The organism is Streptomyces diversicolor (genome assembly GCF_057537855.1).
Window position 1 is genome coordinate 257,671 of record NZ_BAAJXA010000004.1, and the last position, 13,939, is coordinate 271,609.

Below are 13,939 nucleotides of genomic sequence, written 5' to 3' on the forward strand. Positions count from 1 at the left end.
GCTTCGATGACCGTGGGACTGCTCCTGCTGCGGATACTGCTGGCCGGTCTGCTGTGCGGGCACGCGCTGCAGAAGCTGCGCGGCTGGTTCGGCGGAGCGGGCCCGGCGGGCACGGGGGCCGTGTTCGAGCGGTGGGGGTTCGTGCCCGGCGCACGGCTCGCGGCGGCCGCCGGCCTGGCGGAGTTGGCGGGCGGCGCGTCGATCGCGCTCGGGCTGCTGACGCCCGGCGGGTGCGCGGTCGTCGTCGGCACCATGACGGTGGCGGCCGTGGCGACCTCGCCCCAGGGCTTCTGGGCCCAACGCGGCGGCTGTGAAGTGCCGTTCTGGTACGGGGCGGTGGCGGCGGTGCTCGGTTTCACCGGGCCGGGGCCCTGGTCGCTGGATGCCGCCCTCGGTCTTGCGTGGGCGTCCGGCACCGGCTGGGGCACGGCGGCCCTCGCGGCCGGTCTGCTGGCCGCCGCCGCACCTCTCGCGGCCCGGGCCCGGGTGCTGCGCGCGAGAAGCAAGGCCCAACCTAACTAAAGTTAGGCTAACCTTCCTTCATGGCGAAGATTCCTCGACTGATGCCGCAGCACCCCCGCATGTTCCGCGCCGAGGTCGTGCGCACCGAGCGTGTCTCCCCGTCCATGCACCGTGTGACCGTCACCGGCGCGGACCTCGGCGAGTTTCCGTGGCGGGGCTACGACCACTGGTTCCGCCTGTTCCTCCAACTGCCCCATCAGCACCGGCTGCGGTTGCCGGAGTTCACCGGGTCACGCTGGTGGCAGCCGTATCTGGCCATCCCGGACGAGGAACGGCCGCACTGCGCGAACTACACCGTGGCCGACTTCCGCCCCGACGCGGCGGAGATGGACATCGACTTCGTCGTGCACCTCGGCCCGACCGGCGAACTCGACGGAAGGGCCGCGATCTGGGCGTGCCGCGCCCGGCCGGGCGACGCGCTCGCCCTGCTGGACCAGGGCCTGCTGTTCGACTGCCCGCCGGACGCCTCCGAGGTCCTTGTCGTGGCCGACGAGACCGGTCTGCCCGCCAGCACGGGCATCCTGCGGTCCCTGCCGCGCGACACGGTCGGGCGGCTCATCCAGGAAGTGCCCACCGCCGGGGACGTACGCGAACTCGACGCGCCGGCCGGGATGAACGTCACCTGGGTGGTCCGCGACGGCGGCGGCGCCGTACCCGGCACCGCCGCGCTCGGCGAACTCCTGCGGCACACTCCCGCCGACGCGGCCGGTTACGCCTTCGTGGTCGGCGAGTCGGGCCTCGCCACCGAGGGGCGCAGGCATCTGCACCGGGCGGGCCTGCCGAAGGACCGCATCACGTTCTCGGGCTTCTGGAAGCACGAGGCGGCCGAGGCCGCCGCCTGACCGGCGGCCCCGGTCAGGGGATGCGGGCCACGGCGGCGTAGATACCGCTCTCCTCGGGCGCGGGCGGCGCCGACTGGAACCACTCGGGAGCCGTGACCACGCCCGGCTCCACGAGGTCAAGGCCGTCGAAGAAGCGGGCGACCTCCGCGCGGGTGCGGAAACCGAGCCGGATGCCGCCCTTGGCGTACTCCTCCGTCACCTTCCGGGACTGCTCCACGAAGAGGTCCGAGGCGGCGTGCGAGAGGACCAGGTAACTGCCCGAGGGAAGCGCGTCGAGCAGATTGCGCACGATGCCGTACGGTTCCTGGTCGTCGGGGATGAAGTGCATCAGCGCGATCAGCGACATGGCGATGGGGCGCTCGAAGTCGAGCACGCCCCGGGCGTGTTCGATGATCTCCTCGGGCCTGCGCACGTCCGCCTCGATGTAGTCGGTGGCGCCCTCGGGACGGCTGACCAGCAGCGCCTCCGCGTGCGCGAGCACGATCGGGTCGTTGTCCGTGTAGACGACCTTCGCGGTCGGCAGGACCCGCTGGACGATCTGGTGCAGGTTCGGCTCCGTGGGAATGCCGGTGCCTATGTCGAGGAACTGGTCGATGCCCTGCTCGGCGAGCCAGGCCGCCGCGCGGTGCATGAACTCACGGTTCTGCCGGGCGGCGTCATGGGCCTCGGGCGGCAGCTTCTCGCCCACCGCCTCGTCCACGGGGTAGTTGTCCTTGCCTCCCAACAACCAGTCGTAGACCCTCGCGGGGTGTGCCTTGCTCGTGTCGATCTTGCGGGGGCCGGGGGTGCCGGTCGTCATGACGGACTCCGTCGCTCAGGTGGACCAGTGAGCACTGGCGATCACCGAAGTCTGGCACACCGGCGCACCCGCGGGAACGCATGGGGGCGGCTCCGCGGCCCCTTCCGCCCGACGGCGTCCGGGGCGACGATGACCTGCGCGGATCCGGACGACCGGGGTCACGTTCTTTCGTCGCCCGTTCCGCGGCGTGACGCTCCTTGCTGCCCCGCTCCCCCGCCCCCCCGCTCCCCGCCTCTACGACTGCCGCGCCGGCCGTTCCGGCACACCGGCACCCCTGCCACCGTGGCACGCCGGCCGGCCGCACTCAGTCCTTGGTCTCGTTTCCGCCGCACTCCAGGTCCGCCCAGACGACGCGGCCCTTGCCGTCGGCCGCCTCGCCCACGCCCCAGGCGTCGCTGAGCCTGCTCACCAGCAGCAGGCCGCGCCCACCCTGGTCGTCCGCGTCCGGCTCACGCACCGCCGGGACGCTCGCGGCGCGCCGCTCGTCCTCCACCTCGATCCGCACCCGCTCGCCGCGCACCTGCACCCGGCAGGTGATCCGGCTGCCGCCGGAGTGGGCGATCGCGTTGGTGACGAGTTCCGACAGGACCAGGATCGCGTCGTCGGCCGGCTCGTCAGCGAGGCCCCACCCGGCCAGCAGGGTGCCGACGAGGCAGCGGGCCTGCGCGACACAGGCCGCCCCGGCCGGCAGACCGAACTCCTCGGAACGGGGGGCCGGCCCGTGAGCCGCACACCCCATGGCCGGATGCGGGAGAGGGAGCAAGGCCATTGCGGTACGCCCTTCGCCTGGCTGCGCCGTGGTCGGGCAGGTCCGTTTCGCGTCGGTGTCGACACGCGGTCGGCGAGGTCTCTCGCCGGGCCCGGCCGTCGGCGGACATGTCTGACCCAACCAGCGTCGCACCGGAGGATCATTTGTGCAACCAGCAATCTGCACATTTCAAAATGACAGGGCGTGCTTTACTGGAGTAAAGGTTGATCGCACTGCTCGGAGCATGTCCCTGAGGGGAATCGCATGACCTCGGCAACCGACTGGGGCGGAGCGCCCTCCGTACTGCGGATGATCCTCGGAAAACAGCTGGAGGAGCTGCGCTGCCGTGCCGGTCTGAGCTTCGAGGAGGCCGGCGCCGCGATCGGGGTGAGCCACTCGACGATCCGCCGCATGGAGGCGGCGAAGGTGGCGCGGCTCCGTCTCGCGGAGACCGAGAAACTGCTGCGTACCTATGGTGTGACGGACCAGCAGGAAATCGACGAATTCCTGGGTTCGGTACGCCAGGCCAACGTGCACGGCTGGTGGCACGAGTTCCGGGACGTCGTTCCGGAGTGGCTGCCCTCGTATCTGAGCCTGGAGCAGGCGGCACAGCAGATCCGCGGCTATGAGGCCCAGTTCGTCCATCCGCTGTTCCAGACCGCCGACTACGCCAGGGCGCTGGCCCGTTCCGACGCTCCGCACGCCCCTGAGGAGGCGAACGAACGGAAGGTCGCGATGTGTCTGCGCCGCCAGGAGATCCTGTCCCGCGAGGCGCCCCCGCGGCTGTGGGTGATCATGGACGAGACGGTCTTCCGCTGGCCGGTGGGCGGACCGGACGTCATGCGCGCCCAGGTGGACCGCCTGATCGAGGTGAACCGGCTGCCGCATGTGACGGTGCAGATCATGCCGTTCCAGAACGGGCCGCATCCCGCGATGCACGCCGGCGCGTTCCATCTCTTCCGGTTCCGGGCCCGGGAACTGCCGGACATCGTCTGGCGCTTCGGTCTGACCGGGTCCGCCAGCCTCGACAGACGCGAGGACGTCGTCGCACACCGTGAGGCGCTGGACCGCCTCGGCGCGCAGGCCGCCTCGGCGCGTCGGACGGAGTCGCTGCTCAGTGCGCTGCGAACGTCGTTCTGACCTGGTGCTCAGCGGTGTGCGGGACCTCGTCCGCGGCATTGTTGTGGCTGGTCGCGCAGTTCCCCGCGCCCCCTCGGGGGCCGATACGCCGGGTCTCGTCTGCGGGTTTGCCGGGGCTGAGCGCGCAGTTCCCCGCGGCCCTTCGGGGGCGTTAGGGGGAGAGTAGGTCGGTCAGTTCTGCTGCGTACAGTTGTTCGGGGTCGAAGCGCATGCCGGTGAAGTGGCCGGCCAGTTCCAGGGACAGCAGGCCGTGCAGCCGGGTCCAGAAGGACAGGGCCCGGTGCAGGGCCGCCGGCAGGGCGGGATGGCCGTCCGCCCACTGACGGTGTTCCTCGATGTGCCGGTCGAACGGGCTCTCCCGGCCCCCGGAGGGCAGTTCGGCGCAGGCGTCGAGCAGGAACGTCATGATCTCGGACGCGATCGCGGTGGTGTCGTCGGGCGCGTGATAGCCCGGCACGGGGGTGCCGTAGACGAGGAAGTACCGCTGGGGATCGGCCAGCGCCCAGCCGCGCAGGGCCTGCGCGAGCGCCGCCAGGTCGGCGCCCGGCCCGGACCGCGCGACCTCGCCGAAGGCGTCGGCCAGGCTGCGGTACGCGTCCCTGATCAGTTCGGTGATCAGCTCGTCACGGCCGGCGAAGTAGCGGTACAGCGCCGGTCCGCTCATCCCCATCCGCTTGGCGATCGCGTTGAGCGAGAGGGCGGACGCGCCCGCGGCGGCGATCTGCTCCCACGCCCGTTCCTTGATCTCGGCGCGCACCTGGGCGCGGTAGCGCTCGCGCGGGGTCTTGGTGTCCGTTTCCGTCATGATCTGCCACCCCTCCACGCCGCCGAGCTACACACCGAAGATTCAGTTAGAAGCTATCACGGCATCCGATTGACGTCCCCCGGGTCGTCGCGTTACAACTTCTAACGAACGCGAAGGCTACTTATTCAAGCGGTGGAGGTCGCCATGAACGCCGAACAGCTCACCGAGGTCGTCCTGCCGGGCAAGGTGGAGCCGGAGCAGCTGCGGCTCCGGCACGGCGCGGTCCCGGCGCCCGGCCCGGGTCAGGTGCTGATCCGGATGGAGGCGACCGGGGTCTCCTTCGCCGAGCAGCAGATGCGCCGCGGCCGGTACTTCGACCAGCCCCCGTTCCCGTTCGTGCCCGGCTACGACCTGGTCGGCACCGTGGCGGCGGCCGGCGAGGGGGTCGGGCGGGGGCTGACCGGCACGCGGGTGGCCGCGCTGGTCAAGGTGGGCGGCTGGGCGAGCCATGTGCTCGTCGACGCCGCGGACGTGGTGCCTGTGCCCGACGGCGTCGGCGCGGCGGAGGCCGAGACGCTGGTGGTCAACGGGATCACCGCCTGGCAGATGCTGCACCGCAAGGCCCGCGTCCGCGCCGGGCAGACCGTGCTGGTGCACGGCGCCAACGGCGGCGTCGGCTCGGTCCTGGTGCAGCTCGCCCAGGCCGCGGGCGTGCGGGTGATCGGCACCGCGTCCGTACGCCATCACGACGCCCTGCGGGCCGGCGGCGTCACGCCCGTCGACTACCGTTCCGGGAGCGTCGCCGCGCAGGTGCGCGCGCTGGCCCCCGGTGGGGTGGACGCCGTCTTCGACCACGTCGGCGGCCCCGGCATCGTCGACTCCTGGCGGCTGCTCGCGCCCGGCGGCACGCTCGTCTCCTACGGCACCGCCGCCACCCGCGACGACACGGGGTCCCAGCAGTTGCCGGTGCTCAAGCTGCTCGGCCGGGTGTGGCTGTGGAACGCGCTGCCCAACCGACGCCGCGCCTACTTCTTCAACATCTGGGCCGGGAAGGGGCTGGCCAAGGAGCGGTTCCGGGCCCGGCTGCGCGCCGATCTGACCGAGGTCTTCGCCGCCCTGCGACGCGGGGACATCGCTCCGCGGATCGCGGCGGAGCTGCCGCTCGACCGGGTCGCCGAGGCCATGCGGCTTGCCGAGTCCGGCACCGTCGCCGGCAAGGTGGTCCTCACGCCGTGAACCACCCCCTGCGGGGGGCTTCGCTGGGGGCGCGTCGGTTCTTCAGGTGCGGGAGCGTCGTGGCTGAGCGCGCAGTTCCCCGCGCCCCTTTGGGGCGCCCACGCTGACCCATGCCCTCCAGCTGTGCCCCGGGTGCGGGAGCGTCTTGGCTGAGCGCGCGGTTCCCCGCGCCCCGTTGGGGCGGTCACGCAGGTGCGTGGGCTCCCGGGTGGGCGTGTTGCGGGGCATACTCACCCCCGCTCGGGCCGGGGACCGCGCGCCTCGTCGAGCGCGGGCCCGCCGTACTCAGATCCGGAGGTTTGTGTGAATCGCAGCACCCGACGGTCCGCTCGTCGCGCCCTGCTCGCCGCTCTGCTCGGCGCCGCCGCCACGCTCGGCGCGGCATCGCCCGGCGCGGCCTCGGCGGACCCGCCGGCCGCGTCTGCCGTGCCGTTGCGCGTGGCCACGTACAACATCCATGCCGGAGCCGGGCAGGACGGGGTCTTCGACCTCGACCGCACCGCGGCGGCGATCCGCGGCCTGCGCGCCGATGTGATCGGCCTCCAGGAGGTCGACGTGCACTGGGGTGCGCGCAGCGACTTCGCCGACGAGGCGAGGCAGCTCGCCGAACGGCTGGGCATGCGGGCCTACTTCGCCCCGATCTACGACCTGCCGCCCGCCGCGGAGCACACCGGGCGGCGGCAGTACGGGGTGGCGGTGCTCAGCCGCCTTCCGGTGGCCGCCGCCGAGAACCACGAGATCACCCGGCTGTCCACCCAGGTCCCCGATCCCGTGCCCGCTCCCGCGCCCGGCTTCGCCGAGGTGACGGTCCGGGCCCGCGGCACCCTCGTGCACTTCTACTCGACCCACCTGGACTACCGCACGGACCCCGCGATCCGGCGCGCCCAGGTGGACGACATGCTCGGCATCCTCGCCGCGGACCGGGGGCCGAAGGTCCTCGTCGGTGACTTCAACGCCGAGGCGGGCGCTCCTGAGTTGGCGAAGCTGTGGGGGCCACTGGCGGACGCGGCACCCAGCGGCGGCAAGACCTACCCGGCGATCGACCCGGTCTCCCGCATCGACCTGGTGGCCGTCTCGCCCGAGGTCACCGTGACCGGCGCGCACGAGGTCGCCACCGAGGCGTCGGACCACCGGCCGGTGGTCGCCGACCTGCTGGTCCGGCGGCACGGTCGCTGACCCGGGACGGCTCGCGTGCCCGGCCGCGTCGCCGCGCGGACGCGGCGGGCGGCGGACGAGCCGGTGTGCTCGTCCGCCGCCGGGGGCCGGTCCTCGCCGGGCCGGCGAGGCCATCGGCGCACGGCGCTATCCGACGGTCTCGGCCTCAAGCGCGACCAGGTGTCCGGCACCGCTGAGCGAGGACAGCTCGATGTCGGCGACGCAGCGCACCTTCACGGTGTTGAGGGTCAGCGTCCCCTCGATGTGCACGCTGCCGGTGCCCTGCGCGAAGTCGGCCCCGCCCAGTTCGGTGGCCGTCTGATCGACGCGCACGCCGAGGTCCGTGCCGCCGCGCGAGTCGGGGAACTTGATGAAGACGTATCCCATCTCGGTGATACGCCGCTGGAAGTCCTGCACCGAGGGGGCGGGGCCGCCGACCACGACCTTCTGCCCCTCGACGCGGAGACGTTCGATGAGTTCGTCCATGACTGGCTCCTTGGGCGCCGTTGGTGCTTGTTGACGGATGGGTGAACGGGCCGGTCAGCCCTCGGACTTGGCCATCTGCTCGCGCAGGCTCCTGGGCCGCATGTCGACCCAGACCTCCTTGACGTAGGCCAGGCATTCCTCCTTCGACCCGACGGTCCCGGTCTCCGTCCAGCCGGCGGGGACGGCGAGATAGCCCGGCCACAGGGAGTACTGCTCCTCGTCGTTGACGAGAACCTTCATCTGCTGTGCTTCCACTGACGTTCTCCTGCTGGTGTCGTCGTCGGCGTGTCGGGTCAGGCGGTCTCGGGGAAGAGCCAGGGCGCCTCCTGCCTGCGCCGCTCCTCGTAGGCGAGGATCTGGTCCTTGTGGGAGAGGGTCCAGCCGATGTTGTCCAGGCCCTCGGTCATGGCGGCCTTCTTGAACGGGTCGATCTCGAAACGGAAGAGCCGTCCGTCCGCGGTCGTCACCGACTGGGCCGGCAGGTCGATGCGCAGTGTCGGTACGGCGCCGTCCGTCAGGGACGTGGCGATCGCCTCCACCTCAAGGGCCGGGAGCCGCACCGGCAGGATGCTGCTGTTGAAGCAGTTGTTGTGGAAGATGTCCGCGAAGCTCGGCGCGATGACGCACCGGAAGCCGTACTCCCGCAGCGACCAGGGCGCGTGCTCGCGGGAGGACCCGCAGCCGAAGTTCTCGCCCGCCACGAGGACGCTGGCGCCCTCGTAGCGGGGCTCGTTGAGCGGGAACCCCGGATGGGGTGTGCGGCCGTCCTCCAGGTAGCGCCAGTTCGCGAACAGGTGCGGCGCGAAACCGGTGCGGCGGATCGACTTGAGGAACCGGGCGGGCACGATGTCGTCGGTGTGCACCAGGACGAGCAGTACGGCGGCGTCCTCGGCGGTGAACGCGAGCCGTTCGCGCGGATGGTCGGGGTCGAGCGGCAGGTAGGCGCCGCCGGCCTTGAGGACGGCGAGCAGCGCGGTGACCAGGTCGAGGGACCGGTGCATGCAGACGCCGACGCGGGTCTCGGGGCCGACGCCGTGTCCGCGCAGCGTCCGGGCGAGCCGGCCTGCGCGCCGGTCCAGCTCCGCGTAGGTCAGCTGCTCGTCCTCGTAGGACAGGGCGATCCGGTCGGGGGTGCGCCGCACCTGTTCCGTGAACAGGTCGTGCAGGCAGACGGGGCGCAGCGTGTCCGGGTCGCAGGTGGCGTTGCGTGCCTCAAGGATCCGGGTGTGCTCGGCGGCGGACAGCAGTGGCAGCCGGGCGACGGGCGTGTGCGGTGCGTCAAGGGCGGCCGCCAGCAGGGTGCGCAGGTGTTCGCCCATGCGGGCGACGGTGTGCCCCTCGAAGAGGTTGGTGCTGTATTCGAAGACGTACCGCAGCCGCCCGTCGCGCTGCTGGATGCTCAGGCCCAGGTCGAACTTGGCGACACCGACGCCCTGGTCGGTCACGTCGTGGATCCAGTCGGGCTGCCGTTCGGTGTCGGGTATCGGCCACGACACCGCCGGCTCACCGCGCGGCGGCCCCTGTCCCAACCCGCTCGTACCAACCCGGCGGCCACCTGCCCCTACCCGCTCCTACCGATCCGGCGCCCCCTGCCCCAACCCGCTCACACCAACCCGGCGCCCCCTGCCCCAACCCGCCCACACCAACCCGGCGCCCCCTGTCCCAACTTGCCCACACCAACCCGGCGCCCCCTGTCCCAACCCGCTCACACCAACCCGGCGCCCTCTGTCCCAACCCGCTCACACCAACCCGGCGCCGTCGCCCGACCGTTGACCGGGACGGCGGCGAACAGCGCGCAAGCCATGCCGTCGTCGTAAGGCGGCCCATGACGGCACGTCGGCACGCTGACCCCGCACGGGGCAGCGCGCGGACCGGTGTCCGCGGCGGCCACCGCGGGCCACGCGGCCCGCGAAAGTTCCCCGTGTCAAGGGGTTGACCTGGGGCGGTGGGGCTCCTAATGTCCTCGCACCTCCCGAGGTACATCGATTAACCAATCATTAACCGTCTGGTTGGAGACATCCCGCTGTGCGCTCCTCGCTGACTCGGCGCGGCCTTCTCGCCGCCGGCTCCGGCCTCGCCGCGGCCGCCCTGCCCGCCCTCGCCGGCTGCTCGTCGCTGGCCGCGGCGGACTCCGATCCGGACACCCTGGTCGTCCACACCCAGCTGGGTACGACGGCTCCGGGCTCCCCCACCTATCTCTCGGCGCTGGACCGCTTCCGCAAGGAGAACCCGGGCCTGAAGGTGAAGAACCTGATCAACGGCGACGACCTGGGCCAGGTCTACGAGACCTCGCGCCTGGCCCGCAAGGAGGCCGACGTCGTCATGGTCAACCTGTACGACAAGACGCTGGCCTGGACGGACGTGGACGCCACGGTCGACGTCGGCCCGTACCTGGATCGGTGGGGGCTGCGCGAGCGCGTGCTGCCCGCCGCGCTGGCGGCGTGGACCGATGCCCGCGGGCGGGTGCGGGCCTTCCCGTACTTCGCCACCAACTGGCCGGTCGCCTACAACCGGGCGCTGCTGGAGCGGGCCGGCGTCGATGCCGTACCCACCACCGGCGACCAGCTCATCGCCGCCGCCCGCAGGCTGCGCGCCAAGGGCATCGCCCCCGTCACCGTCGGCGGCAACGACTGGACCGGGCAGAAGCTGCTCGCGCAGATCATCCAGACCTACCTCACCGAGGACGAGGCCCGGCACGTCTACTCGACGGGGGACTTCGGCGGCCGTGCGGTGCGCGACGGCATCGACTACTTCGTGGCACTGCGCGACGCCGGCGTGTTCGCGGACAAGGCACAGGGCCTGACCTCCGACTCGATGACGACGCAGTTCAACACCGGGGCCGCGGCGATCCAGTCGGCGATGTCGTCGGCGCTGGCGAAGGTGCCCGAGGAGGTGGCCCGGCACACCGAGGTGGGCGGCTGGCCGCTGGCGCCGGGCGCCGCGCACGACAGGCCGACCGTGATCCGGGCCTTCACCCTCATCGGGTTCTGGATCAGCCCGAACGGCGTGCGCAAGATCGGGCACGTCGAGAGGTTCCTGCGCTTCATGTACCGCCCGGACACCGTCTCCCGGTTCGTCACCGAGAGCGGCCGGGACATGGCCGTGCGCACGGACACCGTCAGCACCGGCTTCCCGCTGGTCGCCGCGGCGCAGCGGCTCGGCGGCGACGTCAGCCAGGTCCTGCTGCCCGACGTGTATGTGCCGCCCGCCGCCACCCAGCCGCTGATCACCGCCACCAGCACCGCCTTCACGCGGGGCACCGGCGCGGCCGAGGTCCGCGCCCTGCTCGAAGCCGCGTACCGGTCCGCATGAGCCGCCGGCCCGCTCCCCCGTTCCCCAAGCCCCCGTCCACGGGAGTCCTCGCATGACGACGCTGACGTCACCACCGGGCACCGGCGTGGCCCGCCGCACCGCCCCGCCCTCCCCGCGCACGGGCCGCGGCGGCCCGCGGCAGGGCGGCACCGTCCTGGCCGTGCCGGCCCTGGCCTGGTATCTGGTGTTCATGGTCGGGCCGATGCTCGCCATCTTCGTGATCGCGGCCCTGCACTGGCCGGGCATGCTGCAACCGGTGTCGTTCGCGGGTCTCGGCAATGTGCGCACGGTCCTCGCCGACCCGGTGTTCTGGGACGCGACACGCAACACCGCGGTCCAACTGGCCGTCGCCCTGCCCGTGATGATCGCCTGCGCGTACATGCTCGGCTACTACGTGGCGCAGCGCCCGCCGGGCCACCGGATCATCCGGTATCTGCTGTTCGTCCCGGGGCTGATCTCCACGCCCGCGAAGGCGATGGTGTTCTACGCCGCGCTGTCGCCGGACGGACTGCTCAACGGCGCCCTGAAGGGGCTGGGTCTCGGCTCGCTCACCGATGCCTGGCTGGCCTCCCCGTCGACGGCGCTGGCCTGTCTGATCGCGCTGGACGTCTGGAGCGGGATCGGGTTCACGGCGGTGCTGTTCGCGGCGCGGCTGAACAGTGTGCCGGACGAACTGGGTGAGGCGGCTCAGCTGGACGGCGCCGGGCACTGGCGGACCATGTGGGCGATCCACTTCCCGGTGATCCGTGACTACGTCGGTGTGGTGACGATGCTTCAGTTCCTGTGGACGCTGTTCGGCTCCGCCCAGCATGTGCTGCTGCTGACGCAGGGCGGCCCCGGCACCTCCTCGACCACCCTGTCGTTCCTCGTCTACCAGAAGGCGTTCATCGCCGCCGATCTCGGCTACAGCCAGACCGTCGGCGTCATCCTCTTCCTCGCCGGACTCGTCGGGCTGCTCGGCATCCGCCGCGCCTTCCGGCAGACCTACTGATCGGAGCAGCCCCATGAAGCTCGGCAAACGCTGGCTTGCCGCCCATGTGCTGGTGTGGACGTACGCGGTGCTGCTCGTCGTGCCGCTGTACTACTTCGTCGTCTCCGCGTTCAAGACCAACGACGAGATCTTCGGCCGCCCCTTCGCGCTGCCCTCGTCGTTCTCCTTCGGGAACTTCAGCACGGCGTTCAGCGGCGCCGACCTCGGGCTCGCCGTCGTCAACTCGGCCGTGGTGACGGTTGTTTCGCTGGCGCTGACCCTGCTGCTCGCCGTGCCCGCCGCCTTCGCGCTGGCCCGCTCCACGGGGCGGTGGGCCGCGGCGGTCGAGAAGGTGTTCTCGCTCGGTTTCCTCATCCCCACCTTCGCCGCCCTGTTCCCCACCTTCCTGCTGGCGGCGGCGACCGGTCTCTTCCACACCCGCACCTTCATGGTGCTGTTCCTGCCGGCCACCGCGATGCCGCTGTCCGTGGTGATCCTCGTGCAGTTCATGCGGACCGTCCCGCGGGAGATGGAGGAGGCCGCCCGGATGGACGGTGCGTCGACCTACGCGGTGCTGCGGCACGTGTACACGCCGATGTGCCTGCCCGGCATCGCGACCGTGCTGCTGCTGAACTTCCTGACGTTCTGGAACGAGTACCTGTACTCGCTGGTCATCATCGGCCCGGACCCGGCGCAGCGCACCGTCCAAGTCGCCCTGCCCACACTGAAGTCCATCACCGGCACGGACTACGGTGTGCTGACCGCGGGCACCGTCCTCACCCTCGTCCCGGTGTGGGTGGTGTACACGGTCCTCCAGAAGCGGATGCAGCAGGCACTGGTCAACGGGGCGGTCAAGCTGTGAGCGAGGCGGCACGGAAGGCGGGCCGGCGGCCCACCATCAAGGCGGTGGCGGCGGCGGCCGGGGTGTCGACCGCCGCGGTCTCGCAGGCGTTCAACGACAAGGGGCGGCTGTCGCAGGCCACCCGGCGCCGCATCCTGGACGCGGCCGTGGAACTCGGCTGGTCCCCCAGCGTGTCCGCGGCGGCCCTGCGCAGCGCCCGCACCCGTGCGCTGGCGCTGGTGGTGCGGCGGCCCACCGACGTCCTGGGCGCCGACCCGCACTTCAGCGAGCTGATCACCGGCATAGAGGGCGAACTGGCGCCGCGCGGCTACGGCCTGGTGCTGCATCTGGTCACCGATCCACGCGAGGAGAACGCCCTGTACGAGCGGTTCGCCGCCGAGGGGCGGGTGGACGGCGCCGTGCTGACCGACGCGCGCGCCGACGACTCCCGGCCCGCCCTGCTGGCCCGGCTCGGGCTGCCCGCGGTGCTGCTCGGCGCGCCGGACGGCTCCACCGGCGTACCGCGTGTCGGCCTGGGACAGCAGGGCGCCGGGGTCCGGGAGGTGGTGGAGCACCTGGTCGGCCTCGGCCACCGCCGGATCGCGTATGTGGCGGGCCCGGCGGAGCTGCAGCACACCCGGCTGCGCCGGCAGTCGTTCGAGTCGGCCCTGAAGGCGGCGGAGCTGCGGCCGTTCGCCGTGCTGCACACCGACTTCACCGAGCGGTCGGCGGTCGGCGCGACCGAGGCGCTGCTGGCCGCCGAGGGCCGCCCCACGGCGATCGTGTACGCGAACGACTCCATGGCCGTGTGCGGCATCGGCACCGCGCAGCGCGCCGGGTTCGGCGTGCCGCGGGACCTGTCCGTGGTCGGCTACGACAATCTGCCGCTCGGCCGCTGGCTGCACCCCCGGCTCACCACCGTCGACCAGCAGGTGCAGCGCGTCGGCGCCGCCGCGGCCCGGCTGCTGCTCGCCCTGTGCGGCGAGGAGGTCGTGGAGCTGCCGCTGGGCGACCGACCGCGCCTGGTGGTCCGCGAGTCCACCGGACCGGCCCCTGACCTGCCCTAGGGGCCTGTGCCGCCCCTCCGTCCGTTCCCTTCGGCCCTGCCCCCCACAAAGCCCTTGCGCACCTTTGCACCCTGTT

The 13,939-nt window shown here is 72.0% G+C and carries 15 protein-coding genes; 9 read left to right on the plus strand and 6 right to left on the minus strand.

The genetic code is table 11. The features are described 5' to 3' along the window. Nucleotides 1-6: 6 nt before the first annotated feature. Both AC27LF_RS06590 and AC27LF_RS06595 read left to right on the plus strand, forming a co-directional pair. A complete protein-coding gene (locus AC27LF_RS06590; RefSeq protein WP_479663535.1) occupies nt 7-522 on the plus strand; it encodes a DoxX family protein in 516 nt (171 codons plus the stop codon). A 20-nt stretch (nt 523-542) separates the two neighbouring features. Beyond that, on the plus strand, nt 543-1,364 hold the full coding sequence (locus AC27LF_RS06595) for a siderophore-interacting protein (protein ID WP_479663534.1): 822 nt from the start codon (nt 543-545) through the stop codon (nt 1,362-1,364). Between the two features lie 13 nt (nt 1,365-1,377). Here AC27LF_RS06595 and AC27LF_RS06600 read toward each other — a convergent pair whose 3' ends face one another. Continuing rightward, nucleotides 1,378-2,163, minus strand: coding sequence for an SAM-dependent methyltransferase (locus AC27LF_RS06600; RefSeq protein WP_479663533.1), 786 nt, complete (start codon nt 2,161-2,163; stop codon nt 1,378-1,380). Between the two features lie 304 nt (nt 2,164-2,467). After that, nucleotides 2,468-2,932 (minus strand): ATP-binding protein, encoded by a 465-nt coding sequence (locus tag AC27LF_RS06605; protein WP_479663532.1) that lies wholly within the window; start codon nt 2,930-2,932, stop codon nt 2,468-2,470. A gap of 243 nt (nt 2,933-3,175) precedes the next feature. Here AC27LF_RS06605 and AC27LF_RS06610 point away from each other — a divergent pair, with 243 nt between their 5' ends. Continuing rightward, nucleotides 3,176-4,051 (plus strand): helix-turn-helix domain-containing protein, encoded by an 876-nt coding sequence (locus AC27LF_RS06610; RefSeq protein WP_479663531.1) that lies wholly within the window; start codon nt 3,176-3,178, stop codon nt 4,049-4,051. 151 nt (nt 4,052-4,202) lie between these two features. Here AC27LF_RS06610 and AC27LF_RS06615 read toward each other — a convergent pair whose 3' ends face one another. Then, entirely contained in the window at nt 4,203-4,856 is a 654-nt protein-coding gene (locus AC27LF_RS06615) for a TetR/AcrR family transcriptional regulator (protein ID WP_479663530.1), read from the minus strand. Nucleotides 4,857-5,000: 144 nt separating this feature from the next. Here AC27LF_RS06615 and AC27LF_RS06620 point away from each other — a divergent pair, with 144 nt between their 5' ends. Continuing rightward, nucleotides 5,001-6,032: a medium chain dehydrogenase/reductase family protein gene (locus tag AC27LF_RS06620; RefSeq protein ID WP_479663529.1), complete on the plus strand. Its 1,032-nt coding sequence runs from the start codon at nt 5,001-5,003 to the stop codon at nt 6,030-6,032. A gap of 303 nt (nt 6,033-6,335) precedes the next feature. Next, the gene (locus tag AC27LF_RS06625) at nt 6,336-7,208 is read left to right on the plus strand and encodes an endonuclease/exonuclease/phosphatase family protein (protein ID WP_479663528.1); all 873 of its coding nucleotides are present in this window, start codon (nt 6,336-6,338) and stop codon (nt 7,206-7,208) included. Between the two features lie 126 nt (nt 7,209-7,334). Here the strand turns inward: AC27LF_RS06625 and AC27LF_RS06630 are convergent, their stop codons facing one another. From AC27LF_RS06630 to leuD, 3 genes are read right to left on the minus strand one after another with little or no spacing between them, the layout of a single operon-like run. After that, complete coding sequence (locus AC27LF_RS06630) at nt 7,335-7,673, minus strand: hypothetical protein (RefSeq protein WP_479663527.1); 339 nt, start codon at nt 7,671-7,673, stop codon at nt 7,335-7,337. Between the two features lie 54 nt (nt 7,674-7,727). Then, on the minus strand, nt 7,728-7,928 hold the full coding sequence (locus tag AC27LF_RS06635) for an MbtH family protein (protein WP_479663526.1): 201 nt from the start codon (nt 7,926-7,928) through the stop codon (nt 7,728-7,730). A 38-nt stretch (nt 7,929-7,966) separates the two neighbouring features. After that, nucleotides 7,967-9,169 carry a 3-isopropylmalate dehydratase small subunit gene (gene leuD, locus AC27LF_RS06640; protein ID WP_479663525.1) on the minus strand — a complete coding sequence of 401 codons (1,203 nt, stop codon included), beginning with the start codon at nt 9,167-9,169 and terminating at the stop codon, nt 7,967-7,969. Nucleotides 9,170-9,698: 529 nt separating this feature from the next. Between leuD and AC27LF_RS06645 the strand changes: the two genes are divergently transcribed. The 4 genes from AC27LF_RS06645 to AC27LF_RS06660 are packed head-to-tail and all read left to right on the plus strand — an operon-like array spanning nt 9,699 to nt 13,863. Beyond that, the gene (locus AC27LF_RS06645) at nt 9,699-10,985 is read left to right on the plus strand and encodes an ABC transporter substrate-binding protein (protein WP_479663524.1); all 1,287 of its coding nucleotides are present in this window, start codon (nt 9,699-9,701) and stop codon (nt 10,983-10,985) included. A 52-nt stretch (nt 10,986-11,037) separates the two neighbouring features. Then, nucleotides 11,038-11,976 carry a carbohydrate ABC transporter permease gene (locus AC27LF_RS06650; RefSeq protein WP_479663523.1) on the plus strand — a complete coding sequence of 313 codons (939 nt, stop codon included), beginning with the start codon at nt 11,038-11,040 and terminating at the stop codon, nt 11,974-11,976. Between the two features lie 13 nt (nt 11,977-11,989). Continuing rightward, nucleotides 11,990-12,817, plus strand: coding sequence for a carbohydrate ABC transporter permease (locus tag AC27LF_RS06655; protein ID WP_479663522.1), 828 nt, complete (start codon nt 11,990-11,992; stop codon nt 12,815-12,817). Then, on the plus strand, nt 12,814-13,863 hold the full coding sequence (locus tag AC27LF_RS06660; protein WP_479663521.1) for a LacI family DNA-binding transcriptional regulator: 1,050 nt from the start codon (nt 12,814-12,816) through the stop codon (nt 13,861-13,863). Before AC27LF_RS06655 ends, AC27LF_RS06660 begins: the two co-directional genes overlap by 4 nt. The last annotated feature ends 76 nt before the right edge of the window (nt 13,864-13,939 follow it).